We start from the raw sequence: 25,640 nt of genomic DNA, 5'->3' as shown, positions 1-25,640 counted from the left end.
GCAAGCCTTCACATCCCCATCCTATTTTGGAGTGTTTAAAATGCAATTGGATACACGACGTTCATTTTTACAAGCCAGTCTGCTGACTGGCTTTGCCTTGGCGGTACAGCCGGTGATGGCTTCGACAATACAAACCGATGCGGCAGGGCTGGATACCGGTTGGGTAAAAATCGGTGAGCTGCCCGCGTTTCAGGCTCGACCTAACAATGCCAGCGGCCCTTTGCCGACGATTATTGTCATTCAAGAAATTTTTGGCGTGCATGAGCACATTCAAGACCTATGCCGCCGCTTGGCCAAGTTGGGCTACTTGGCGATTGCCCCTGAGTTATTTTTCCGCCAAGGCGATCCACGCACGTTTACCGATGTAAATCTATTGATCAAAGAATTAGTCAGCCAAGTACCCGATGCGCAGGTGATGAAGGATCTAGATGCCGTGGCGGCATGGGCGGCGCAAAATGGCGGCGATCCAGCGCGCTTGGCGGTCACTGGATTTTGCTGGGGGGGGCGCATTACTTGGCTGTATGCCGCACACAATCCCAAAGTGGCGGCAAGCGCGGCATGGTATGGTCGCCTCACTGGCGCGCCAAGCGCCAACAACCCAGTGCATCCAGTCGATATTGCGAAGCAGTTGAAGTCGCCTGTATTGGGATTGTACGCAGGGAAAGACCAAGGCATTAGTTTGGAATCGGTAGAGCAAATGCGCCAAGCCTTAAAGCGCCAAGCACAGCCTTTCAAATTGGTGATTTATGACGAGGCTGGCCATGGTTTTAATGCCGATTATCGTCCGAACTTCCACCCCGCCGCCGCGCAAGACGGCTGGAAAACGATGTTGGCTTGGTTTAAACAATTTGGCGTCTAAAACCTAAGTCGATTCCGCTTTATCCACCCGCGTCACCAACAGTTGGTCGATTTTGTAATGATCAATATCGACCACTTCGAATTTAAACCCGGCATGAATGACACAATCGGTGCGCTTCGGTACTTTGCGCAGCACGTACATCATAAAACCAGCGATGGTCTCGTATTGATCGTCGTCGGGGAAGGTATCAATCTGCAAGACGCGCTCTAAATCGCCAATCGCGGTAATGCCATCGACTAGCCACGAATTAGCATCGCGCTGCACGATTTGCTCTTCGTCCGGGGCGATGTATTGGTCACCCATCAGCATACCGGTGATGTCGTTCATCGTAATCAGGCCCACCACCAGCGCATATTCATTAATAATCAGCGCAAAATCTTCACGCGCGGTTTTAAAATGCGCCATGATTTCCGCCAAAGTGAGCGATTCCGGCAAGATCAAGGCATTACGTAGCAGGCCATCGCCGCGCAGCGAAATACTCTCGCCACGCAGCACATTACTCAAAATATCTTGCGAATCAACGTAACCAATCACCTGATCGATATTGCCCATACAGACCGGAAATTTGGCGTGCGGATTGGCGAGGATCTTATTCTTGATGAGTTCATCGCTTTCAAGTCGGTCAATCCAGACGATATTTTCCCGCACAGTCATGCTCGATGGTGCGGTACGTTCTTCCAGCTCGAAGACGTTTTCAATCAATTGATGCTCTTGTTTGGCGACCACCCCAGCCAAAGCGCCTGCGTTGGCCAATGCCAAAATATCATCAGTCGTGACATCATTCATTCGCGCCGCAGGTAAACCGAGTCGATCAATCACCCAATTGGACAAACCATTAAAAATCCACACTAAAGGACGCAGACAAGTGACGCAAAATAAAATAGGTCGAACAATCCGCACCGCAACCGCTTCAGATGCCACCATGCCGATCCGCTTAGGAATCAAATCCGCCAATAAAATAAACACCGAAGTTACAATCACAAAAGAAGCGACCGAACCCAAGCTCTGCGCAGTTTCTACCTCAACATAAGAACGCGAAAAATTAGTCACCACTTGTGAATAAACGCTTTCACCCAGCACACCGGCCAAAATCGCCACCGCATTGACGCCAATTTGCACCGCAGTAAAAAAATGCCCCGGCTGCGCTTGTAGACCCAACACCAAATCGGCACGTTCGTCACCATCATCGCGCATTTGCTCCAATTTGAGTTTGCGGCTGGCGGCGAGTGAAATTTCGGAAATCGATAGGAAAGCACTAAACGCAATCAATAGTGCAATTAGCAGCGTACTACTTAATAGACTCATTCGAACTCATTCCTTTCGGGCGTCACACACGCAGCATAACGACTTTCAGCTTAAATCAACAGTAAAAAATTAATACAAAGTAGACGACAATATCAATATTAAATCTTACTTTAAAATAATTTTATATAGAGGAATACAGCGGCATCGCACAGACTAAATCATTTAGATTACAAAAATCAGGCCGCCATTCGATAACTCAACAAACTAGCATTTAAAACCAAGCGATTTGTACATAATGGTCGAGCAATAAAGCGGAAAATAAATAAGCTAAATAGCGGATTGAATAGCGAAATAACGCTTTGGCCAACTCGTCATTTGGCTGTCGATACAACTGCCATGCGCGACGCAAAAAACCCAAATTCAGCACCAGCACTGCGCTCAAATACAGCACCGCTGAAAATCCCAAGGCCACTGGCAACAGCGTTGTTGCAGCCAAAATCCATGAATACAGCCAAATTGCCAGCCGCGTAAATGGCGCGCCATGCGTCACGGGCAACATCGGCAAACCAGCTCGGCGATAATCATCCAAGCGATACAGCGCCAACGCCCAAAAATGCGGCGGCGTCCATGCGTAAATAATCAAAAACAAAACCGCCGCCTCAGGCGGCACCGAATTACTCATTGCCGCCCAACCCAGTACCGGCGGCATCGCACCAGCTGCACCGCCAATGACAATATTTTGCGGGGTTCTCGGCTTTAGCCACTGGGTATACACCACTGAATAAGCAAAGAAAGTGGCTAGCGTGAGATACATCGTTAATAAATTAACGAACAACGCCAAAATTAACAAGCCCACTAGCGCACAAAACATTGCGTACAGCGCCGCCAGCTGCCACGACAGCACACCCTGCGGTAAAGGGCGCAGGTGCGTTCTCACCATCAAAGCATCGCGCTTACGCTCAAACACACAATTTGCCGCAGCAGCCCCAGTCGCCACCAATCCGATACCCAAATTCGCCGCCAGCATCACCGGCCAATTGCGCACATCCGGCACGGCGAGCAGCATGCCAATCAAAGCACAAAAGACAATTAAAGCGACCACACGCGGCTTGCCCAGCCGAAATAAATCAATGCCGCGATGAGACGCAATCAGCGTGGCGCTACTCATAATGGACTCCTGACCATGTTAGCTGGCAAAGTCGACGCTAAGCTTGGCCGTTCAATGGCGCGCGGCAGCAAAGCGTAGCCATACACCAGCACACTCAACAACAACGCAGCACCGCCGTTGTGGGCAACCGCCAACCATAAAGGTAGCGCGGCCAACACATTAGCGATGCCCAAGCCCACTTGCAGTAACAAAGCCGCACCAAGCGCCAGCGCCAAACTCGGCATTAAAGTGCGTAATTTGCTAATCAAACCACCCAGCACACACAACACCAGCACAGCGCCAACTCGGTGTAGCCAATGAATCGCGGCCAAATGATCCACCGTCAACAGCACGCCGCTCACATCACGCCCCAAATCGCGATCCGGTCGCATTGCCGCCATCAAGCCTTGCGGTGGCGACAATTGCCCTTGGCAGAGCGGAAAATCATTGCAGGCCAAACCGGCATAATTGGTCGAAACCCAAGCGCCCAGCATAATTTGCGCGAATACCGCGACTAAAGCAGCAAAAAACCAAGGTCGTAGCCCCGATAAAATCGCATGAGGCTGAGTAAAACACCGTGCAAATAGTGCGAGTAATACGGCCAGTAACGTCATCCCACCAAGCAAATGCGCGGTCACCACGGCAGGCATCAGCTTTAAAGTCACTGTCCACATCCCCAGTAACGCTTGGAATACAATCACTGATACTGGCAACACGATAAACCACCAAGGCACAGCAAAACGCTCACGCTGCGCGAACAAAGTGAAGCTAAGAACCAATACCAACAAGCCCAAAATACCCGCAGCGTAGCGATGGCTCATCTCGATCCAACCTTTAATTGATTCCACTTCACCCGCAAACCGCTGCTGTGCCAACTCGATTTCATGGGCTTCGTCGGGTGCAGTCAGTTGCCCGTAGCAGCCTGGCCAATCGGGGCAACCTAAACCTGCGTCCGACAAGCGCACATAGGCACCGAGCATAATGAGTGCGAATGTCCAAATGATGATCAATCCAAATAAAACCTTTGTCTTCATGTCATCACCATCCATTCTGCGAGAATCTAACCTAGACCACGGTTATTTTTGAGAATTTTGCCAATTTCTTGAATCACTTTCTGCCGCCCATCCACTTGCGACAATTGCGCGGGGGTATAAAAAATCACGGCATTGCCGTGTGGATCGATTAAGTAAATACCGAGCGCAAACTGAGGCGGTAAAGCCAAATCACACGCGGCAACGCTACGAATCCGATGCCGCTCTTTACCTTGGGCGGTTTGCAATTGCTGGACACTTTGCGCAAGCGCTTTTACTTGTGTTGAGCAACCAGCCGGATCATACGCAAGCAAGCGCCATTGCGTATCATGCTCAATGGCTGGCTTGGCCAACAGTCGCCCATAACTTTGGCCGCCCTGCACCTCGCCACGACTCCACACCCATTGCGCTAACACAATGGGTGCAACACAAAGCAGCAGTATAGCCAGCAAAGTCAACCTTGACCTAGTCTTGAGCGACATACACAGCCTTTGTGGCGCGATAAAACCGTAGCCACAGAAAAAATCCAAGTCCGCTCATGCACCACCAGCTCAATGCATAGGCGAGATGTCGCTCAACGGCTAACGGTGGATTGGTTTTCAGAGCTTGTATACCCAGCGGTGCTTCGGTGGCGATGCCATACGCGACGGGCAGTGGTAAATGCGCCCATGCAGCAAAGCGGCCAAAATCCAGATTTTGGAATACCCGCCCTTGAATCACCGCGTCATCCAGTTCAAAAAAGCGCGGTAAAGGTTGCACCACAACACGTGGCAAGCCCGTGGCAAGCGGCGGATTGATACGCTCTCCTGGCGACCACCACCCGCGATTCACCATAATGATGCTGCCATCTTTAAGCTGAAATGGCGTAATCAAGTGATAACCCACTCGCCCATCGAGCACCCGTTGATCAAGCATGATTTCGGCCTGATTCAGCCATTGCCCCTCCAGCCGCAACACACGCCAAGGCGGCGGAATGCCTTGCGACCATGTCAATTCTGGCAAGGCTTGCTGTGCAGTAATTTCATTCAGCAAGATTTGTTTTTGCTGTGCACGCCACAACTGCCACACGCCCAACATCACCGTGAGCAATACCAATCCGGCTAATGAAAGCAAAGCTGCATATTGCCGCTGGCGCAAAACCTGGCGGCTTGGCCTAGTCTGATGCAAAGGGGGATTACTTATGAAAATCGTCGTCATCATTGTGCTCCTTGCCATCATTGTGCTGATGGGCCAAGCCTTAACTCGGCTAATCCGTGGTGCTTCGCAGGGCCTGCTGTATGCATTAACTTGGCGCATTGGGCTGTCCATCGCGCTGTTTTTATTTTTAATACTAGCGGGCTTTATGGGCTGGATTCGACCCAATGTATAGACGGTGAAAAATAGCTTCTTAGCGTGAAAACGCTTTCTTTTTGGCCAAGTTCTGCTAAAAACCTCAACAGCCTCTAAAGCCAATACACCAAGATAAACAGCAGCAACCACACCACATCGACAAAGTGCCAATACCAAGCTGCGGCTTCAAAACCGAAATGATGCTGCGGCGTAAAATGCCCGCGTTGAACACGCAACCACATCACCGCCAAAATGAGCGTACCGACCAAAACATGCAGTCCATGAAAACCTGTGAGCAAATAAAACGTTGCGCCATAGGCACCAGACGCGAGCGTAAGATTGAGTTCATGCCACGCATGCCGATATTCATACGCTTGTAAACTCAAAAAAAGTGCGCCCAATAGCACTGTGATACCTAAACCTAAGCTCAATTGATTCCGTTTTTGGGCGATTAATGCCCAATGCGCCCAAGTCAACGTGGCCCCAGAGGTCAATAAAATCGCGGTATTGAGCGCTGGCAAACCCATCGCACCCATCACCTGATAGTCTCCGATTTTCGGGCCCGTTGCTGTTGGCCAAGCGGCGCTAAATTGCGGCCAAAGCAGCTTTTGCGTTTCACTTGCAAAGCCCAATTCGGGCACAGAAATCATCCGCGTATAAAATAAAGCACCAAAAAAAGCAGCAAAGAACATCACTTCAGAGAAAATAAACCAGCTCATTCCCCAGCGAAATGAATAATCCACCTGTGGCCCGTAATGACCCGCCTCGGACTCTTTGACCACATCACCAAACCAGCCCACCAGCATCCATAAGAAAATCGCAAACCCGAGCAATAGACTCCAATTCCCAATCCGCATATGATTCATGCTGAATGCCGCACCGAAACCGATAAAAAACAAAGCAAGGGCTCCGACGATCGGCCAGCGTGATGGGGCAGGCACATAATAGTGCGCATCATGAACGATAAAATCGTCGTTCACGTTCTCGATTAAGCTCTCCGTCGATTCCACATTCATCATCCACCCCCTTGTACGACGAGATAGCGCGCCACAGCAAACAACAGCCCCGCCAACAGCAAAGCACACAACAAGCCAATCACGACGATATGCCAGACTTTCATCGGCACCTGCTCCGCATTTTTACGGCTTCGCACCCCAAAAAATCCGGCCAATACGGCCTTTAGCGCGGCGATGAGCGAATTATTCATTTACCCACCGCCTGCAAGGTATACGATAAAGTCGCGGCGCCCATTTCAACGGGCAATTGGTCAGCCACTAACAGCACTACCGTCACTTCGCGCCGCTCATTGACTTGCAGCAGCAATTCATCAAAACAAAAACATTCCAACTTTTGCAGCAATCCTGCCGCGCGGACTGGCGCGAAGCTAGGAATGGCGCGTAATTTGAGCGGCTGATCCGAGGTATTCACCAGTAAAAAACGTGCTTTCACAATGCCGCCAGCTTTGGCCATTTGCACGGCATCCAAAGCTTGAATCGTCGCAGGGACGCCACTGGCAACATTGGCATCAAACTCAACACGCAATGCCGCACCCGATTGCACAATCGACGCTTGCGCTTGATCGATGCCTAAGGCTTTGCAAAACGCCGTATATAACGGCGACATCGCATAGCCAAAACCAAACATCAGCAGCGCAATCACTGCTAATCGAATCGCTAACTTTTGATTGCGGTGCGCCAAGCTAGACATGCTCTTCTCTTGATGTATGTTCTTCTAAGCCATATTTATAAGTGAATGCAGCGTATTACCCATTAAAAACAATCTGCCTAACGATGACTAAAGCAAAAAATGCCATCGCCAACAAAGCCAGCTTCAACGCAGTTTTTTGATTGGCACTCATGTTGAATGCTCCACACCTTGCGCACGTAATCCCCGCTGCACGGTCGCCAAATCAGGCGGCGTTTCCCACGTGTGATGCGGTGCAGGCGAAGCGACTTCCCACTCCAGCGTATTGCCGCCCTCCCAAGGCGCAGCGGGTGCAGGGCCAACGCCGCCACGTATGGTGTGAATGACATTAAATAAAAAGAAAATCTGCCCCAGACCAAAGCAAAGTGCCCCCACGCTGGCAATGGCATTAAAGTCGGTAAATTGCAGGGCATAATCGGGGATTCGGCGCGGCATCCCAGCAAGACCAAGAAAGTGCATCGGGAAGAACGTCACATTGAACCAAATCATCGACCACCAAAAATGAAACCGACCACGTCCTTCGTGATACATATTGCCGGTCCATTTTGGAAGCCAGTAGTATACGGCGGCAAACAAGCTAAACAGTGCGCCGGCGACCAATACATAATGAAAATGGGCTACAACATAATAGGTATCGTGCATCTGCGTATCGACGGGAGCGATCGATAAAATCAGCCCAGAAAAACCGCCCACGGTAAATAAACACACAAAGCCAATCGCGAACAGCATCGGCGTTTCAAACGTCATACTGCCCTGCCACATCGTCGCAATCCAATTGAAGACTTTCACCCCCGTGGGCACAGCAATCAACATCGTCAGAAACATAAAAAACAGCTGCGCCGTGGCCGGCATACCGACGGCGAACATATGATGCCCCCAAACCATAAACGACAAAATCGCAATCGAGCACGTCGCGTACACCATGGAGACATAACCAAACAAGGGTTTACGGGCAAAAGTCGGAATGATTTGGCTCACGATCCCGAAGGCAGGCAAAGCCATGATATAGACCTCGGGGTGGCCAAAAAACCAGAAAATATGCTGGAACAACACGGGGTCGCCACCACCCGCCGCTTTGAAAAAATGCGTGCCAAAATGCCGGTCAGTCAGCAACATCGTCACCGCGCCTGCTAGGACAGGCGCAACGGCAATTAGCAAATAGGCCGTCACTAGCGAGGTCCATGCAAACAGGGGCATTTTTAGCAAAGTCATCCCTGGTGCGCGCATATTGAGCACTGTCGTGATGATGTTAATTGACCCCATAATCGACGACAATCCTAGCAAATGAATGCTAAAAATAGCCAAATCCATCCCCATACCGCTTTGAATCGATAGCGGCGGATACAAAGTCCAGCCGCCAGCTGCTGCGCCGCCCGGCACAAATAAAGAGATAATTAGTAACGCAGCCGCTGGTGGTAATAACCAAAAACTCCAGTTATTCATCCGCGCAAACGCCATATCCGGTGCCCCCAACATCAAAGGCAACATCCAGTTCGCCAATCCCGTAAACGCCGGCATAATCGCGCCAAACACCATGATGATGCCGTGTAAGGTGGTCAGTTGATTGAAAAACTCGGGCTGCCAATACTGTAATCCGGGCTGAAAAAGCTCGGCGCGAATCCCTAACGCCATCACGCCACCGGTGATAAACATCGTAAAAGCAAACCACAAATACAATGTGCCGATGTCTTTATGATTGGTCGCGTACAGCCAGCGCTGCCAGCCACCGTGATGATGGGAGTCGGATCCGTGATCTGAATGCTGTAAAGTCTCTGCGCTCATCATTCGTCCTTATTTTCTCGCCGCACGAATTTCTGCTGGCATCACGATATCGGCCTGATTGCCCCAACTGGTACGCTGATACGTCAGCACCGCTGCCAGCTCAACATCCGACAAAGCCACCCAGCTAGGCATCGCATTTTTGCCCTGCAAAACCAGATTGATGTGCGCCGTTTTCGCGCCAGTGGCAATCTTGGACCCTGCGATGGCTGGATACGCCCCACCACCCATGCCATTGGCTTGATGACAAGCGGCGCAATTGGCTTCATACACTTGCTGACCACGGGCAATTAATTCACCCCGTGTCCATGCCTTATTCGGATCGTCTTTTGCGGCCTTAGCGCGAGCTTGCTCAGCCGCAATCCATGCAGAAAAATCAGCTTCAGACACTACTTTCACCACAATCGGCATAAACGCATGATCTTTACCGCACAGCTCAACGCACTGCCCTCGGTAGGTGCCGATCTTTTCAGCCTTAAACCACGTATCGCGAATAAAGCCGGGAATCGCGTCTTGCTTCACGCCAAACGCAGGAACACCCCAGCTATGAATGACGTCATTACTGGTGGTGAGAATGCGGATTTTTTTACCCACCGGCACAACAATAGGCTGGTCGACCTCAAGCAAATAGTGCTGACTTTTGTCATGCCCTGCGCCGGTAAAGTTTTCAATTTGCGCACGTGGCGTAGCTAATTTGCTTTTAAAACCGAAGCCGTGGTCGAGATAGTCATAAGCCCAAAACCACTGAAAACCGGTGGCTTTGATAGTGAAATCGGCACCGTGCGTGTTCTTTTGCGCCAAAATCACCCTAGCAGCAGGCCACGCCATCCCCAATAAAATCAGCGCCGGAATCAAAGTCCACAGAATTTCAACGAGGGTATTTTCATGAAAAGGTTTGGCATCATGGCCAAGCGATTTTCGGTGGCGCAAAATGGCATAAAACATAAAGCCAAACACTAAGAAAAAAATCACCAAAATCACCAGCATCAGCCAGCTATGCAAAGACTCAATTTGCCGAGCAATCCCAGTCACGGGGGCTTGGAAAGTCCAAATGGCATCCTGAGCCCACGTCGATTGCGTTGCGAATAAAACCATGAATGCCAATAGACGTCTGAACATTCGTCCATCTCCCGCTGACTGGTATTGTCACAGTAGCCGAGTTTTCACAACACGCAAGCCATTGAATTAAAAAGAAAAATTGTACATCGCAACAATCACCGCTTATCTGAAAAAACCGCAAAGTCCATTAACTACAGCTATCTAAATAAAAATCACTCATCGTTGTGATTTAGCTCTGAGGAGGGTGACATCATGGACTTGCATCTTAATGAACTAGACCAACACTTCAGCATGCCGGTAACTCGAAAAATAGCCATCAACCGACCTTTGGTTTGGCTACAAATGGGCTGGGCAGACATGATGAAACACCCCGCCCCGAGCTTGATGTATGGGGTCTTAATTGCGGTGATTGGTGGCGGCTTATTGCTGTTTTCACAGCAAAATCTCCATCTATTTACCACTGCAATTACAGGGTTTTTATTACTAGCACCATTAGGAGCGGCAGGAATTTACGAGTTAACCAGCGAACGTGAAGAAGGCCGCGAAACTTCATTTATGCAATCGATTCACGATCTATATAAAAACGGCGGGCAATTGGCATTTTTAGGGGTTATTTTAGCGATGGTGGCGATTGCTTGGGAACGCGCTTCGGCGATTTTGTTTGCGCTACTGGTACCAAGGCAAATTACCACGGCTGACTCCATTTTTGCATCGCTAACCGGGGAGCTGCTGCCGTTTACGATTATTTGGGCTATTTCAGGTTTTGTGCTGGCTTGTTTTGTATTTGCAGTGACCGCCATTTCAATTCCGATGCTTGCCGATCGTGAAGTGGATAGCGTGACGGCCATGATGACTAGCCTACGTGCGGTCGCGGAAAACATTCCCGCGATGACCGTTTGGGCCGCAATTCTAGTCGGGCTAACTGCAGTGGGCTTTGCCAGCTACCTCATCGGTTTAGTGGTGATTTTCCCCTTACTGGGTCATGCAACTTGGTACGCCTACAAAGAACTAGTTGAATAAAATTTCAGACATTGAGGAGCCTGACGGAGATTGCTGAACTGACTTTTAATCAAGCAACTCATCCTTTTTCGTGCTTTTAGTTGCACGATTTGGGGCAGAGACTAGAAACTGGTTGAGTAAAAATACATCGCCTCTGCATCTTGACGGAAATCAGAAAAACTGAGTCTGTGCGGGATAATCCCGATTTGGATGCATCACCTTACCCTTTAGCATGGCCGTTAGATTGAATGCAATCAACGGCCTTTTTTATGACTTCGGAGAATTTTCAATGCAATTTGAACTACGCAAACTAATGCTGGCCACCACGCTAGCCTTGCTTGCAGGCACAACGCTCGCGGCCAACAAAACTTTGATCTATTGCTCCGAAGCAAGTCCTTCTGGCTTTGATCCAACACGCCAAGTCACTGGCACTGATTTTGATGCCTCAGCCGAAACCATGTTTAATCGCCTGACTGAGTTTGAACGAGGCTCAACACAAATTCGCCCCGGTTTGGCCGAAAAATGGGATGTTTCTGCCGATGGCCTAACATATACCTTCACACTCCGCAAAGGCGTGAAATTTCATACCACCCCTTATTTCAAACCAACACGCGAATTTAACGCAGACGACGTTGTGTTTACGCTGCAACGCATGATTGATAAAAATCATCCGTTTAATAAAGCCGCGCCCGCGGATTTCCCATATGTTTCCGACATGAGCTTGGATACCAATATTGCCGCGATTGAGAAAGTCGACGCGCATACTGTTCGCGTCAAACTGAAAACGGTCGACGCTGCTTTCTTGCAAAACCTAGCAATGTCGTTTGCCTCAATCCACTCGGCTGAATACGCTGATCAGTTACTAAAATCAGGCAAAGCCAATCAAATCAATACCCAGCCAGTTGGCACAGGCCCATTTGTATTCAAATCGTACCAAAAAGACTCGAATATTCGTTATGACGGTAATAAAGACTATTGGCGTAAAGGCGAAGTACAACTGGATAAATTGATCTTTGCTGTCACTACCGACCCATCTGTGCGTTATCAAAAGCTACAAAAAAATGAATGCCAAGTAATGGCTTACCCACGCCCTGCAGATTTGAAATCGATTGAAGCCAATCCAAAATTAAATCTGTTAAAACAAGCTGGTTTTAACGTGGGTTGGCTCAGCTACAACGTTGAGCACAAGCCAATGGATAAGCTCGAAGTACGCCAAGCGCTCGATATGGCCATCAATAAGCCTGCGATTTTAGCTGCGGTGTACCAAGGTGCAGGCCAGCCAGCGACTAACCCAATGGCACCAACACAATGGTCTTACAATAAAAAATTGAAAGACGCGCCCTATGATCCAGTCAAGGCCAAAGCTTTGCTGAAAAAAGCCGGCGTGCCTGAAGGCACCGAAATCACGCTGTGGGCGATGCCAGTACAACGGCCATACAATCCAAATGCCAAACTGATGGCGGAAATGATTCAAGCCGATTGGGCCAAAATCGGCATCAAAGCCAAAATCGTTAGTTACGAATGGGGTGAATACATCAAGCGCGCCAAAGCGGGTGAACACGATTCATTGATGATTGGTTGGACTGGCGATAATGGTGATCCAGACAACTGGTTGGGCGTGAACTTGGGTTGCGAAGCGGTTGGCGGCAATAACTATGCACGCTGGTGCAATAAAGAATTCAATGACATGGTCGTCAAAGCACGCACACTGAGCAATCAAGCTGAGCGCACCAAGCTTTACGAAAAAGCCCAAGAAGTCTTCAAACGTGAACTGCCTTGGACAACGATTGCCCACTCTACGGTTTATCAACCGGTGAGCAAATCAGTGGAAGGCTTTAAAGTCAGCCCATTTGGTCTTAATTCATTTTACGGTGTGACTGTAAAATAATTCACTACTGAGCCCAACCCCACACAGGGGTTGGGTCTTTCTCTGCCTTATCGTCTAACCGCCCGTGCTGTCTTTCACGGGGAGAGTGCTTATGTTTAGCTTTATCTTCAAGCGCATCTCAGTGGCCATTCCTACTTTTTTGGGTATTACGCTACTGGCCTTTGCGCTGATTCACATGATTCCGGGCGACCCCGTGTTGCTGCTCGTTGGCGAGCGCCGCCTTGATCCCGAATTTTATCGCGCAGCAATGCAGCGCTTAGGTTTAGATCAACCTTTGTACGTGCAATATTGGGAGTATCTGCGCAATTTATTGCAAGGCAATCTCGGTGAATCGATGGTCACGCACGAACCCGTGATGGCTGAGTTTCTCAAATTATTCCCCGCCACCGTTGAGCTTTCGATCTGTGCGATGCTGTTTGCCGTCGTCTGTGGCTTAGCCGCTGGCATGCTCGCGGCAACAAAACGCGGCTCAGTCATTGACCATACCGTGATGGGTGCCGCACTCACAGGCTACTCGATGCCGATTTTTTGGTGGGGCCTGATTCTGATTATGCTGTTTTCGGTGCATCTGGGTTGGACGCCCGTTTCAGGCCGAATCGCACTTGAATACGATATTCAACCCGTTACCGGCTTTATGTTGATTGATAGTTTGCTTTCGGGCGAAGAAGGCGCATTCAAATCCGCCGTGATGCATTTGATTTTACCGTCGATTGTATTGGGCACGATTCCAATGGCCGTGATTGCACGGATGACGCGTTCGAGCATGCTCGAAGTACTGCGTGAAGACTATATCCGCACCGCGCGCGCTAAGGGTCTGTCGCGCTCGCGCATTATTCTGGTTCACGCGCTGCGTAATGCGCTGATGCCGGTCGTCACCGTGATCGGTCTACAAGTCGGCACGCTACTGGCTGGCGCAGTGCTCACTGAAACGATTTTCTCTTGGCCCGGCATTGGTAAATGGTTGATCGATTCGATCTCACGCCGTGATTACCCGGTCGTACAAGGCGGTATTTTGCTGATCGCCACAATGATTATTTTTGTTAATTTGCTGGTTGATATCCTGTACGGCGTTATCAATCCACGCATTCGTCACGCGAGGTAAGATCAGTATGAATGCGACGACCTCTACGACTTCGACCACCGACGTCGAAGTGCAATTTTCCCATCCGTCGCCGCTGACGGAGTTTTGGCAATCGTTTCGCGCCAACCGCGGTGCATTGATTGCCTTACTGTATTTCGTTTGCTTAGTATTAGTCGCAGTATTTGCTTCTGTGCTGGCTCCACACAGCCCTATCGAGCAATACCGTGATGCTTTTCTCAAACCGCCAGTCTGGGCTGAAGGTGGCTCGTGGCAGTTTATTCTCGGCACCGATGAAGTAGGCCGCGACATTTTGTCGCGCCTGATGCATGGCTCGCAATTATCACTCACGATTGGCGTGGTGTCGGTACTGCTATCACTGATTCCTGGCGTGATTTTGGGCCTGATTGCTGCGTTTTATCCGGGCAAAATTGGCGATGCCATTATGCGGCTGATGGACGTCATGCTGGCCTTGCCATCGCTCTTATTAGCCGTAGCAATTGTCGCAATTTTAGGTCCCGGCCTCACCAACACCATGCTAGCGATTGCGATTGTTTCACTACCATCGTATGTGCGCTTGGCGCGCGCTTCGGCGATGACCGAACTACACAAAGACTATGTCATCGCCAGCCGTCTCGCAGGAGCTAGTCAATTGCGTTTGATGTTCAATACCGTGCTGCCCAACTGCATGGCACCGCTGATCGTTCAGGCAACGCTCGGATTTTCGGCAGCGATTTTGGATGCCGCTGCGCTGGGCTTTTTGGGCTTGGGCGCACAACCGCCGCTACCAGAATGGGGCACGATGCTGGCCTCGGCACGCGATTACATCGAAAGCGCATGGTGGGTCGTCACTATGCCTGGCTTAGCGATTTTGATTACGGTGATTGCGCTGAACTTAATGGGCGACGGGCTGCGTGATGCACTCGATCCAAAACTAAAAAAACTGGCCTGAGGTCATAATGAGTTTATTAGACATCCGCAATTTAAATGTCACCTTCGGCAAGGGCAGCAATCCATTTCGAGCGGTTTCTGGCCTTGATTTAAGCATCAACACCGGTGAAATCATCGGTATTGTCGGCGAGTCCGGCTCAGGCAAATCGGTCACGATGCTCGCGATGATGGGCTTGATCGACGCGCCCGGCATTGTCACTGCCGATGCGCTAACCTTTGCTGGTCAAGACTTGATCGGCATGAAGCCCGCACAAAAGCGCCAAATCATCGGCCGCGATATCGCGATGATTTTCCAAGATGCACTCACCAGCTTGAACCCTGCGTATACCGTTGGCTATCAATTGATGGAAACGCTCAAGCAACATACCCCACTACGCGGTGCTGCATTAAGCGCACGCGCTTTGGAGTTACTCGAACAAGTTGAAATCCCTGATGCCAAATCACGACTCAGTGCTTATCCACACCAACTGTCAGGCGGGATGAGTCAGCGCGTGATGATTGCAATGGCGATTGCCTGTAAACCCAAGCTTTTAATCGCCGACGAGCCAACCACGGCGCTCGACGTGACGGTGCAAGCGCAAATCATGGACTTGCTAGTCAATTTGCAAAAGCAAAATGATATGGCGCTGATTTTAATCACCCATGATTTGGCAGTAGTCGCTGAAATCGCCGAGCGGATGGTGGTGATGTACGCCGGTGAAGTCGTTGAAACCAGCAAAACCGACGCGCTGTTTGCTGCGCCACGCCATCCGTACACACAAGCACTGCTGAGCGCGATTCCAGAGCACAGCAAAGGCGCACGCCGTTTAGCGACGCTCGCAGGTGTGGTGCCGGGACAATACGATAGACCCGTTGGCTGCTTGCTCAGCCCACGCTGCCCGTACGCGACGCAAAGCTGTATTGAGCAAAAACCACCACTAGTGCCCATAGCAGGTACCAGCGTGCGTTGCTTCACACCATTAGATTCTGACGGTATACCTAACCATGAATGAAATTATTCCTAATCCAATTCTGGTCGCCAAAAACTTATCGCGGCATTACCACGTCGGGCGCGGTTTTTTAAAAGGCACTGCCACAGTCAAAGCACTCAACGACGTGTCGTTTGAACTGTTTGCAGGTAAAACCTTGGCGGTCGTCGGTGAATCAGGCTGCGGTAAATCAACCTTAGCGCGCCAACTGACATTGATTGAAGAACCGTCATCGGGTCATTTGATAATCGATGACGTCGACATCGCGACTGCAGGCAAAACCGCACTGAAAGTACTTCGCCCGAAAGTGCAGATGGTGTTTCAAAATCCATTCGCCAGCTTGAATCCACGCAAAACCATCGGCGATATGCTGAGTGAGCCACTACTGCTCAATACGGAGTTGAACGCAGAAGAACGTAAAGCCCGCGTACACGAGATGCTTAAAACGGTCGGCCTGCGGCCTGAGCATTATCACCGCTACCCGCATATGTTTTCTGGCGGTCAGCGCCAACGGATTGCGATTGCGCGCGCGATGATGTTGCAACCGGCGGTGCTGGTTGCCGACGAGCCTACGTCGGCGCTCGATGTGTCGATTCAGGCGCAGATTTTAAATCTATTTATGGATTTGCAAGATCAGCTCGGTACGGCGTATGTGTTTGTTAGCCACAATCTCGCGGTGGTCGAGCATGTCGCTGACGATGTGATGGTGATGTATTTTGGTAGCACCGTTGAATACGGGCCGAAACAAACTATTTTCGAACAGCCACTTCATCCGTATACGCGCGCCTTAATGTCGGCAACGCCAGCGATCCGCGCCGAAAATCGCCGCGAGAAGATCAAACTCGTTGGCGAATTGCCATCGCCGATCAACCCGCCAACTGGCTGTACTTTCCACACCCGTTGCCCATACGCGAATACAGCGTGTAAAACGGCAGTACCAGAACTACGACCTTTTGCCGGTCGGATGATTGCTTGCCACCGCATCGAAGAAATTCAATAAGCCCGGTTGTGAAGGATGGCGAACCATGTCGCCATCCTCAGCATGGCCTACACAAACACAGCACACACGGCTTGATTAAAACTTAGTGCAAGCAATAGCCTCAGCAAGACATACAGTATTGATCTATAGGCATTGATAATTAAAGACTAGAGCAAGATACCCGGCAGACCTTGCCTTTCTAGTGCCGTACACGCCGTACAGCGCCACGACAAACATCAAAGCGAACCAACATACTCAAACACAGAGTCAGCTCAGTCGCCTTTTTACAAAGAGTCAAATTATCATACTGAGCAAGATGTTCAGCGCTTAAATAATAAAGTCATGCCATCACCGGCTGGCAACATCGCGTGTTCAACGCGTGGGTCATCACGCAGTTGGCGATTAAAGTCGTGCAAGATTTGTACACTCGCCGGATGATTGGGTTTCGGATTGGCGACACGGCCGCCTAAAAACATATTATCCAAAATGATAAGTCCGCCGGGGCGCACCAACTGCAAAGCAAAATCATAATAGGTTGGATAATACGGCTTATCCGCGTCAATCAGCATACAGTCAAACGTGCCAGAATGCCCTTCCGCAACCAGCGTTTCGAGTGAAAACACCGCCGCCTGTAATTTGAGCGTGATTTGCGATTCAACGCCGGCTTTTTTCCACCATTGCTGCGCAATTTTGGTAAATTCTTCGACTAAATCACAAGCAATCACCCGACCTGTTGGCCCCATCGCCAACGCAGCAGCAATCGAGCTATAACCGGTAAAAGTGCCAACTTCGAGGTATTTTTGCGCCTTAATCAAACGCAATAAGAAAATCAGCAACGCGCCTTGCTCTGGAGAGAGCTGCATTTTGGCTTGCTTATGCTGAGCTGTGAATTCACGCAATTCACCCAATATCGCCGGCTCCCGCAAAGCGGTACCCAAATAATACGAGCGCATTTCATCATTTAAAGAGAGCGTTTCACGAGACATGGCAATCAACACAACAGCAAAACGATGATTATACCGCGACTAGCCACCGGTTAAACGAGCTTGCAGCATCGCTAACTCAAAAGCCGTTTCGATTTCTTTTAAGCGCTGCTGGGCGTGTCGGCTTAAGCGTAATACCGAACGTTGCTCTGATTTGCTTTGACAAATCAACTGATGCAAGCGTTTGTGATAATGCAAAGCCTGTAAATTATCGCCCAAATCAACATACAAATAAGCCAATATTTCATGCGCTTCGATTCCTAGCGCAATCAGCTGATGATGCTCGCAAATTTCACACGCCACGCTCAAACACTCAACAGCATGTTCTTGTTCGGCTAGCTTTAAAAACGCACGCCCCAAAGCGAGCAAGGCATGGGCTTCCCCCCATGAATTGCGACACTTTCGATAAATACTATAAGCACGACTCAAAAATTCTTGCGACTCGGCATACTGGCCAAGTTCAAAACAGACCATCCCGCGGTAAAACACCACTTCACCTAGCCATGCCGGGCGGTCGTAGCCTGATTCGAGTGCTTTTTGCGCCTCATCCAGCGCTTGTTGTGCAAGCGTAAAATCGCGCAAGCGAAATGCATCAGCTGCAATATTGATATTGATCTCGGCATTCAAAGCCGCACGATTGAGAGTTTGCGCGGCTAACTGAGCCAGCTGATGATATTGAATTGCCTTGGTATAGTCCCCAAGCGCATAGTAGAACTTACCTATACCAATATACGCCAGGGTAGTACCTTGTACGTTGTGCTCTAAACCCGCTAATTCGAGCGATTTCAGCCACGCATCCAAGGACTTAAAATACGCCATCGCATCGTATAGCATTTGCCCCAACACGCGATAAGCCGAGGTCAAATCTTGATTCAATTGTTCGCGTTTTAAATAGCGAATTACTTCGTTTTGCAACCGAATCGCCGCTGTCTTATCAGCCTGCCGTTTCAAAACCCTTGCTTCTGTTTGCATCGCCAGCGCGATTTGCCGCGGAAGACGCGCTTTCACCGAATCCTGATAAAACTGTTTGGCCGCCGATAAAGCACCCGCGTAATCCAAATCGGCCAAGCGGACGATTTCATTACATTGCGCGATCAGGTCTTCATGGGAACGCTCAGGCATCATCGATCCCCATAAAACGCACGCAGTTTCGACCTGCGCCTTTGGCTGCATAGAGCGCCTGATCGGCTCGTGACATTAATTGCTCACAGGTTTGACCAGGCAGCCACGGCGCACCACCTAAGCTAATGGTGACTTCCAAGCCAGCATGCACCTCTTGCCACGGTAATTGCTCGATGACTCGACGCATCCGCTCGGCAATTTTGCCGATCATCGTTGCATCGACCTGCGTGACGATGAGCACAAATTCTTCGCCCCCATAACGCGCCAACATATCGCGTTCACGGGTCAATTTGCTCAGTGCCGCGCAACCATTGCGCAGCACAACATCGCCGATATGATGCGAGAAATGATCATTTACACGCTTAAAGTGGTCAAAATCAATCATAATAGCCCATAGGCTTTCTTGATTTTGCTGCGCCGACTGAATCAAGATCGGCAACCGCTCTTCAAGCGCACGGCGGTTATAGACTCCGGTTAGGGCATCGCGGTAAGCCGCACTCTCTAATGCCAACATTCGCCCAGATTCTTGATGCCGCTGCTGCTTGAGCTGAGTAACTTCCAATTCGGAGGCAAGTAGTTTAAGTTTCATTTCAATCAGGCTTAAACGCCGCGCATCCACCGCACTGAGTTTGCTCGCCGTCAGTTGCTGCTGCAACTTCATATAGTGATCGTGAAATCCGATGTGATGCATCATCGCATGCACATAATCGCCGCGTGCTTCATAGATTTGATACAGCTGGTGATGAATTTGCTGCAATAAGCCCAAACCATTAAATTGCGTTGCGTAATGCAGCGCTTGCTGCAAATCAGCCTCGGCACCTTGGGCGTCTTGCAAACTCACTTTTAAACGCCCCAAGCCAAGTAGATTGAGGGTTTGTCCCCATAAAAAACCAGCCTCAGCATTAATTTTAAGCGCCTGATTAAAGCTCGTTAATGCCAGCTCATTGTCATGCTGGGCGGCATGAATCATGCCTAGGTAATTGTAAATCTCAGCTTGCCAATCGCGTCGTAAAGGTAAAATCAACAAGGTTTGTGCGAACATCAAAATACGCTCGGCGAGCGAGTACTGCTCTAAGGTGACTAACACCGCAGCTAAATGCAAGCGAGCTTTACAACGTAAATCTTGATCAGCGCATAAATCAGCCCACTCGACCGCCAGCGTCAAAAAGTGTAAAGCTTTATTCGGCTCGGCGCACTGAACGTGTAGATCGCCCAAACCCAAATAAGCTTCAACGTAGCATTCACGTGCTTGGGCGCACAATGCACTTTGTAAAGCATCCAACCACAGCAAAAAGGCGGCATGAAATTGCCCCTGCATTTGCTGTGCTGTCGCTAAACTAATCAAAATTTCTGCTTCTAATTGCGGTAAAGCCAAGGGTTTAACGCGCTTGAGTGCGGCGCGCAATCGAGGGAGTGCCGTTTCTGCGGTCTGTAAAATCAATTGGGCCTTGCCAATCAAAAACTCAGCGTGTGCAAGCCCCGCAAGATAGTTAAGTTGTTCGGCGGCGGTATAGGCAGCTTGTGCGAGTTGGCGCGTTTCTAGGCAATTAACACGATACTGCGCCCGCGCTTTGTGCAACAAAGCGTCAATATCGGCGGTTGAGGTGACAGCAGCATCACTGAATTGGCTTATCTTCAAAACAAAAACCACACTAGGGTATCCCCATCAAGCCTCTCAAATATAAAGACCTGATGGCAATACCTCACTATCGATTGAGTTCCTGTAACAGTTCACGCAAACGATCGCTGTCTTCTGCATCCAGCATTTTCGCCACGATTGGTTTGATATAGTCCATTTCAGCAGACAAAATCAACTGTTTTACTTTCAGCAATTGAATCGGCAACATCGAAAAGCGGCGTAGACCAAGACCTAGCAATAAGCGGCTTAAGCTTGGATCACCCGCCATTTCTCCGCACATTGATACTGGCTTTCCAAGCCGATTGGCAGTGCTAATCACATGGTGCAATAGTTGAAGCACACCAGGATTGAGCGGATCGTACAAATGGCTTACTGCATCATCATTGCGATCCACCGCCAAGGAATACTGAATCAAATCATTGGTACCAATCGACACAAAATCCAAATGATTCAAGAAACTCCCCACCGCCATCGCTGCAGCAGGCACTTCAATCATTCCCCCCAGCTCAATTTGCTCATCAAACGCGATACCGTTGGCGCGTAAATCGGCCATCACTTCGTCTAAATGCGCCCGGGTTTGCTTTACCTCACTGATCGTCGAGAGCATCGGCAGCAGTAATTTAATATTGCCGTACGCCGAAGCCCGCAATAAAGCACGCAATTGAGTGCGGAACATTTGTGGCTCGGCCATACACAGCCGAATTCCGGTCAAACCGAGCGCTGGATTGGGCGCTTCGCTCTCCGATTGCCACGAAGGAATTTTGTCTTTGCCTAAGTCAACGGTACGAATAATCACCGCACGGCCTTGCATCGACTCGGCAACGGCTTTGTAGGCGATAAATTGCTCTTCCTCAGTTGGTAGGTCGTCTTCTTTTAAAAACAAAAATTCGGAACGGAATAAACCAATCCCTGATGCGCTATTTTCAAGCGCTAAATCACAATCTTCTGGCAATTCAATATTGGCAAACAACTCGACCGTAGTACCGTCAAGCGTCACCGCTTGGCTGGTTCGAATATCTTGCAGCGCATTTTGTTTGAGCTGCCATTCGCCCTGCCGCAGGCGGTACTCGGCCAGAATGGTTTCATCGGGATCAATAATCACGACACCGTTGATACCATCAACGATAATCAGCTCTTGCTCGCGGATCATCTCGCGTGCATGGCGCAAAGCCAGCACCGAGGGTAAATCCAAACTACGCGCTAAAATGGCCGTATGCGAGGTTACCCCGCCCACATCAGTAATAAAGGCGCGGTAATTGGTGTCTTTGAACAGCACCATATCGGTCGGCGACAAGTCGTGCGCCACCAAAATGCAATCATCACCGCCGCAATGCGGCGCATGAAAAATCGGCTCGTGACCGGCTAGCGTTTTGAAAATCCGCTCGGTCACTTGAATCACATCGGTGCGGCGCTCGCGGAGGTATTCTTCTTCAATTTCATCAAACTGTGCCAGCAACACATCAAGTTGCTGTTGTAACGCCCATTCGGCATTGCATTTTTGCGTTTGAATCAATTGAATGGGGTCTTTCGACAGCGTATGGTCGTTGAGCAGCATAATATGCAGGCTTAAAAACGCCCCCAACTCGGTTGGTGCATTTTCTGGGATGCTTCCCCACAACATCTCAAGCTCTTTACGCGTACTCCGAATTGCGTCTTCAAAGCGTGTGACTTCCGAGGCGATGGCCTCAGGGGGAATTTGATAATGCACAATCTCGATATCAGCTTGTGACACCAAATGAGCGTGACCGATGGCGATCCCGCCACCGATTCCCAAACCATGCAAAGTAATACTCATCCACTACCCTCCGCTCGGCGTTACCGCCACTGCCTTTGGCTCTTTGTCCAAGGTCAATATGATGGATTGCAAGTCGTTACGGCTTTACTCGCCTTCACCAAATTTATCGGCGATCAACGCAAGCAAAGCCGCCATTGCAGCTTCTTCATCCGGTGCATTGCTGGTTTCAATCGTAATTTTGCTACCCTTGCCGGCCGCCAACATCATCACACCCATAATTGATTTGGCATTGACGCGGCGTTGATTGCGGGTAATCCACACTTCACACTGAAACTGGCTCGCTAGCTGAGTCAGCTTACTCGATGCACGAGCATGCAGACCTAATTTATTAATAATTTCAACTTCTTGCTGCTGCATATGAAAACGCCCTTATCTTTTACTGCATCGATGGCGGCCTACACCACATTAAGCCGCCGACTCTGCCTGATTACTGCAATTCAAATCTCTGGTTGTATGGTCGGCAACATATACAGTACGCCTTCCAAACCCCCTGTAATCGCTTTGCTGACCGCTATATCAAGCGATTGATGACCATACGTTAATGCGCGCACCAGCATCGGCAAATTCACGCCAGCAACGGCTTCAACTTTGCCCGGCACAATCAAGCGATTGGCGATATTCGATGGTGTTCCACCATAAATATCGGTAAGTAATAAAACACCCGTGCCATCGTCTAATTCACGAATAAGGGCTTGTGCGCGCTGCACCAACTCTTCGGGGTCATCCGATTTGCTCACCGCCAGCTGCGCAAGCTGCGGCAAGGCGCGCCCCATGATGTGCTGAGCACAAGCAATCAGGGCTTCGCCCATTGTGTAATGCGTGACAATGATGATTCCGACCATGTGTGTTGGAGTCCTTTTACAACTGTTTGGGTCTATTGTCTTTGAATTTGCCAACCGCACTGCGGCGGCAGCAAACCCAACATCAACAGATCCTGCCTTGTGGGCCTTAAAATCAAGCTAGCTTTGTATAATATAACTGTTTTTAAACTTACGACATGTTCATAGTACCTAGACACATCGCTACAACAACTTGCAGTCAATGACTGATGCTGACTAAGCTAAAAGCGCTAACGCAGACGATAAAGATGCGGTGGTGGTATCAGCCATTTCAGCCGCGCTTGTAATTGCTCGGTGATATACACATCGCCATTCGCGGTAATCAGCAGCACTTCTTTGACACCAAAGCGAGCAGCATACTGTAGCGCTGTTGCAGTGCCGTTAATAAACATCGGCTTAGTCGCCACATCTGAAATCGCGCCGGCGTCTTGACTAGCAGAAGCCAACACCGTCGCGGCCTGCATCCCTTGCGCAGGCTGCCCAGTACGCGGATCAATAATGTGCGAGAAGCGTTTACCCTTGATTTCAAAAAAACGCTGATAATCACCCGAAGTACCAATCGCTTCGCCATCATTGAGCGCAATCGTCGCCATCGCTTCGGGGCGGCGTGGGCTTTGCAGGCCGACGGTCCACAGCTCTCCGCCTTTTTTGCCCAAGGCCAGCACATTCCCGCCGATATTGATTAGCGCATTCATCACCCGCTTTTTACGGAACTGATTGGCAATATGATCCAGCGCCCAACCTTTGGCAAAACCACCCAAATCAAGGGCGACATGTGGGTTATTGCTGCTGACACTCGCGCCATTCCAAACTAGATTCTCCAAACTCGGCTGCGCCGCCAAGGCCGCCTGCAATTTCAGTGGATCCGGAGTCAGGGGGGCAAAGGTATCCTGATGAAACCCCCACAGCCTCACCAATTGCCCGACCGCAGGGTTGAATAATTGATCTGATCGCCGCGCATAATCGGCGGCTTCTTGTAGCATTTGTGCTAATTCAATATCCACTACCGCCGCTTCACCGTTGGCAAACGCGGTATTAAGACGGGTAATTTCGGAAGGTTGCCAAGCGTGTAATTTGGCATGCAGCCGATCTAATTCTTTTAATGCCGCACCGGCATGCTTAGCGGCAACATCCTCTTCCAAACCATAAATACTAATTTGCACCCGCGTGCCAAATACATAGCTTTCTTGGGTATAAAGCTGCGGTTTATCGCAGCCCGCTAAAAGCACCAAAGCCGCTAGCACCAACCAGCGGCTTGTTAAACGGGCGCAGAGCTCTTGAATCAAATGATTTTCCTTTCTAGCGCGTCAATAAACAGCGCTGCAACATTGATTCCTGATTGCGCGGTAATTTCTTGGAAGCATGTAGGACTGGTCACGTTCACTTCAGTCAGATTATCGCCAATCACATCCAAACCAACCAATAGCAGACCTTGCGCCGCCAAACGGGGGCCTAGGCTTTCGGCGATATCTCGATCACGCTGCGTCAGCGGTCTAGCCACCCCAGTTCCGCCTGCGGCCAAATTGCCGCGCGTTTCTCCTTGCGCTGGAATGCGCGCCAAACACCAATCGACTGGCACACCGTCGATGAGCAAAATGCGTTTATCGCCATCCACAATCGCGGGTAGATATTGCTGCGCCATGATAGTTTGTGTGCCATTGGCGGTGAGTGTCTCGAGTATTGACCCCAAATTGGCGTCATCTGGGCGCAAGCGGAAGATACCCGCCCCACCCATACCATCGAGCGGCTTCACGATCACATCGCCCTGTTCAATGACAAAAGCGCGAATATCAGCCGGATTTTGGCTAACCATCGTGGTCGTCGTAAATTCCGGAAACTTAAAAATCGCCAGCTTTTCATTAAAATCGCGTAGCGCTTGGCCGCTATTAAACACATTCGCGCCTTGTTCTTCGGCCAAGGTGAACAATTGGGTAGCGTAATAATATTGCTGATCAAACGGTGGGTCTTTACGCATCACGACGCCAGAAAATTCCCGCAGCGCGATGGTTTCAGTTTCGCCCTCGCCGTACCAAGTTTTACCCGATTCAACATCATGAATGGTTAAGCGCCGTGCAGCGGCCTGTACCAAGGTGTTTTTCAGGCTCAGCTCATCAATCAAGCAAGTCCACACCTGATGCCCACGAGCAATCGCCTCGCGCATCATCACATAAGTGCTGTCTTTATAAATTTTGAAACTGGCGAGTGGATCAACGACAAACAAAAAGCGCATTTTTAATTACCCGTGA

Annotated in this window: 26 protein-coding genes; 8 read left to right on the top strand and 18 right to left on the bottom strand. The window is 49.9% G+C overall.

Translation table 11 applies throughout. The features are described from left to right. Positions 1–40: 40 nt before the first annotated feature. Positions 41–859, top strand: a complete 819-nt coding sequence (locus GM173_RS08730) for a dienelactone hydrolase family protein (RefSeq protein ID WP_203570994.1) — start codon at positions 41–43, stop codon at positions 857–859. 3 nt (positions 860–862) lie between these two features. Here the strand turns inward: GM173_RS08730 and paeA are convergent, their stop codons facing one another. The 5 genes from paeA to GM173_RS08705 form a co-directional block, all read right to left on the bottom strand. After that, a complete protein-coding gene (gene paeA, locus GM173_RS08725; RefSeq protein ID WP_203570993.1) occupies positions 863–2,164 on the bottom strand; it encodes a polyamine export protein PaeA in 1,302 nt (433 codons plus the stop codon). A 211-nt stretch (positions 2,165–2,375) separates the two neighbouring features. Then, positions 2,376–3,272: a heme o synthase gene (cyoE, locus tag GM173_RS08720; RefSeq protein WP_203570992.1), complete on the bottom strand. Its 897-nt coding sequence runs from the start codon at positions 3,270–3,272 to the stop codon at positions 2,376–2,378. Next, positions 3,269–4,285: a COX15/CtaA family protein gene (locus GM173_RS08715; RefSeq protein ID WP_239078445.1), complete on the bottom strand. Its 1,017-nt coding sequence runs from the start codon at positions 4,283–4,285 to the stop codon at positions 3,269–3,271. Before GM173_RS08715 ends, cyoE begins: the two co-directional genes overlap by 4 nt. A gap of 26 nt (positions 4,286–4,311) precedes the next feature. Next, the gene (locus GM173_RS08710) at positions 4,312–4,764 is read right to left on the bottom strand and encodes a hypothetical protein (protein ID WP_203570990.1); all 453 of its coding nucleotides are present in this window, start codon (positions 4,762–4,764) and stop codon (positions 4,312–4,314) included. Further along, positions 4,748–5,479: an SURF1 family protein gene (locus GM173_RS08705; RefSeq protein WP_203570989.1), complete on the bottom strand. Its 732-nt coding sequence runs from the start codon at positions 5,477–5,479 to the stop codon at positions 4,748–4,750. The genes GM173_RS08710 and GM173_RS08705 overlap by 17 nt, the downstream gene beginning before the upstream one ends. Between GM173_RS08705 and GM173_RS08700 the strand changes: the two genes are divergently transcribed. Continuing rightward, positions 5,463–5,651, top strand: coding sequence for a DUF2909 domain-containing protein (locus GM173_RS08700; protein WP_203570988.1), 189 nt, complete (start codon positions 5,463–5,465; stop codon positions 5,649–5,651). The two genes, GM173_RS08705 and GM173_RS08700, sit on opposite strands and share 17 nt — an antisense overlap. A 73-nt stretch (positions 5,652–5,724) precedes the next feature. Here GM173_RS08700 and GM173_RS08695 read toward each other — a convergent pair whose 3' ends face one another. The 5 genes from GM173_RS08695 to coxB all read right to left on the bottom strand — a co-directional run bounded on the left by GM173_RS08695 (position 5,725) and on the right by coxB (position 10,213). Further along, a complete protein-coding gene (locus GM173_RS08695; protein ID WP_203570987.1) occupies positions 5,725–6,627 on the bottom strand; it encodes a cytochrome c oxidase subunit 3 in 903 nt (300 codons plus the stop codon). Further along, positions 6,627–6,818, bottom strand: a complete 192-nt coding sequence (locus tag GM173_RS08690) for a DUF2970 domain-containing protein (RefSeq protein WP_203570986.1) — start codon at positions 6,816–6,818, stop codon at positions 6,627–6,629. The genes GM173_RS08695 and GM173_RS08690 overlap by 1 nt, the downstream gene beginning before the upstream one ends. Beyond that, positions 6,815–7,318: a cytochrome c oxidase assembly protein gene (locus GM173_RS08685; protein ID WP_203570985.1), complete on the bottom strand. Its 504-nt coding sequence runs from the start codon at positions 7,316–7,318 to the stop codon at positions 6,815–6,817. The genes GM173_RS08690 and GM173_RS08685 overlap by 4 nt, the downstream gene beginning before the upstream one ends. 147 nt (positions 7,319–7,465) lie before the next feature. Further along, positions 7,466–9,097, bottom strand: a complete 1,632-nt coding sequence (gene ctaD, locus GM173_RS08680; protein ID WP_203570984.1) for a cytochrome c oxidase subunit I — start codon at positions 9,095–9,097, stop codon at positions 7,466–7,468. Positions 9,098–9,106: 9 nt separating this feature from the next. Further along, positions 9,107–10,213 (bottom strand): cytochrome c oxidase subunit II, encoded by a 1,107-nt coding sequence (coxB, locus tag GM173_RS08675; protein WP_203570983.1) that lies wholly within the window; start codon positions 10,211–10,213, stop codon positions 9,107–9,109. Between the two features lie 192 nt (positions 10,214–10,405). Here coxB and GM173_RS08670 point away from each other — a divergent pair, with 192 nt between their 5' ends. From GM173_RS08670 to GM173_RS08645, 6 genes are all read left to right on the top strand, one after another. Beyond that, positions 10,406–11,173: a DUF2189 domain-containing protein gene (locus GM173_RS08670; protein ID WP_203570982.1), complete on the top strand. Its 768-nt coding sequence runs from the start codon at positions 10,406–10,408 to the stop codon at positions 11,171–11,173. Between the two features lie 268 nt (positions 11,174–11,441). Continuing rightward, positions 11,442–13,040, top strand: coding sequence for an ABC transporter substrate-binding protein (locus GM173_RS08665; protein ID WP_203570981.1), 1,599 nt, complete (start codon positions 11,442–11,444; stop codon positions 13,038–13,040). A 91-nt stretch (positions 13,041–13,131) separates the two neighbouring features. Then, the gene (locus tag GM173_RS08660) at positions 13,132–14,142 is read left to right on the top strand and encodes an ABC transporter permease subunit (RefSeq protein WP_203570980.1); all 1,011 of its coding nucleotides are present in this window, start codon (positions 13,132–13,134) and stop codon (positions 14,140–14,142) included. A gap of 7 nt (positions 14,143–14,149) precedes the next feature. Then, complete coding sequence (locus tag GM173_RS08655; protein WP_203570979.1) at positions 14,150–15,070, top strand: ABC transporter permease subunit; 921 nt, start codon at positions 14,150–14,152, stop codon at positions 15,068–15,070. A gap of 7 nt (positions 15,071–15,077) precedes the next feature. Then, entirely contained in the window at positions 15,078–16,061 is a 984-nt protein-coding gene (locus GM173_RS08650) for an ABC transporter ATP-binding protein (RefSeq protein WP_203570978.1), read from the top strand. Further along, entirely contained in the window at positions 16,054–17,037 is a 984-nt protein-coding gene (locus GM173_RS08645) for a peptide ABC transporter ATP-binding protein (protein WP_203570977.1), read from the top strand. Before GM173_RS08650 ends, GM173_RS08645 begins: the two co-directional genes overlap by 8 nt. Positions 17,038–17,336: 299 nt before the next feature. On the opposite strand, the gene GM173_RS08640 is transcribed toward GM173_RS08645, so the two are convergent. From GM173_RS08640 to gshB, 8 genes are all read right to left on the bottom strand, one after another. Further along, complete coding sequence (locus tag GM173_RS08640) at positions 17,337–18,002, bottom strand: O-methyltransferase (protein WP_203570976.1); 666 nt, start codon at positions 18,000–18,002, stop codon at positions 17,337–17,339. A 39-nt stretch (positions 18,003–18,041) separates the two neighbouring features. Further along, positions 18,042–19,121: a tetratricopeptide repeat protein gene (locus GM173_RS08635; protein ID WP_203570975.1), complete on the bottom strand. Its 1,080-nt coding sequence runs from the start codon at positions 19,119–19,121 to the stop codon at positions 18,042–18,044. Beyond that, positions 19,114–20,760 (bottom strand): GGDEF domain-containing protein, encoded by a 1,647-nt coding sequence (locus GM173_RS08630; RefSeq protein WP_203570974.1) that lies wholly within the window; start codon positions 20,758–20,760, stop codon positions 19,114–19,116. The genes GM173_RS08635 and GM173_RS08630 overlap by 8 nt, the downstream gene beginning before the upstream one ends. Positions 20,761–20,827: 67 nt before the next feature. Further along, a complete protein-coding gene (ptsP, locus tag GM173_RS08625) occupies positions 20,828–22,555 on the bottom strand; it encodes a phosphoenolpyruvate--protein phosphotransferase (RefSeq protein WP_203570973.1) in 1,728 nt (575 codons plus the stop codon). Positions 22,556–22,639: 84 nt separating this feature from the next. Further along, positions 22,640–22,912 carry an HPr family phosphocarrier protein gene (locus tag GM173_RS08620; RefSeq protein WP_203570972.1) on the bottom strand — a complete coding sequence of 91 codons (273 nt, stop codon included), beginning with the start codon at positions 22,910–22,912 and terminating at the stop codon, positions 22,640–22,642. Positions 22,913–22,992: 80 nt separating this feature from the next. After that, the gene (locus GM173_RS08615) at positions 22,993–23,397 is read right to left on the bottom strand and encodes a PTS sugar transporter subunit IIA (protein ID WP_203570971.1); all 405 of its coding nucleotides are present in this window, start codon (positions 23,395–23,397) and stop codon (positions 22,993–22,995) included. A 227-nt stretch (positions 23,398–23,624) separates the two neighbouring features. Next, positions 23,625–24,680, bottom strand: coding sequence for an FAD:protein FMN transferase (locus GM173_RS08610; protein WP_239078444.1), 1,056 nt, complete (start codon positions 24,678–24,680; stop codon positions 23,625–23,627). Continuing rightward, positions 24,677–25,624 carry a glutathione synthase gene (gshB, locus tag GM173_RS08605; RefSeq protein WP_203570970.1) on the bottom strand — a complete coding sequence of 316 codons (948 nt, stop codon included), beginning with the start codon at positions 25,622–25,624 and terminating at the stop codon, positions 24,677–24,679. Before gshB ends, GM173_RS08610 begins: the two co-directional genes overlap by 4 nt. Positions 25,625–25,640: the final 16 nt, after the last annotated feature.

This window comes from Deefgea chitinilytica, assembly GCF_016881405.1.
In the GTDB taxonomy this organism is placed as follows: Bacteria; Pseudomonadota; Gammaproteobacteria; order Burkholderiales; family Chitinibacteraceae; genus Deefgea; species Deefgea chitinilytica.
Note: the sequence above shows the minus strand (reverse complement) of the source record. Positions and strands in the feature narration are given on the sequence as shown.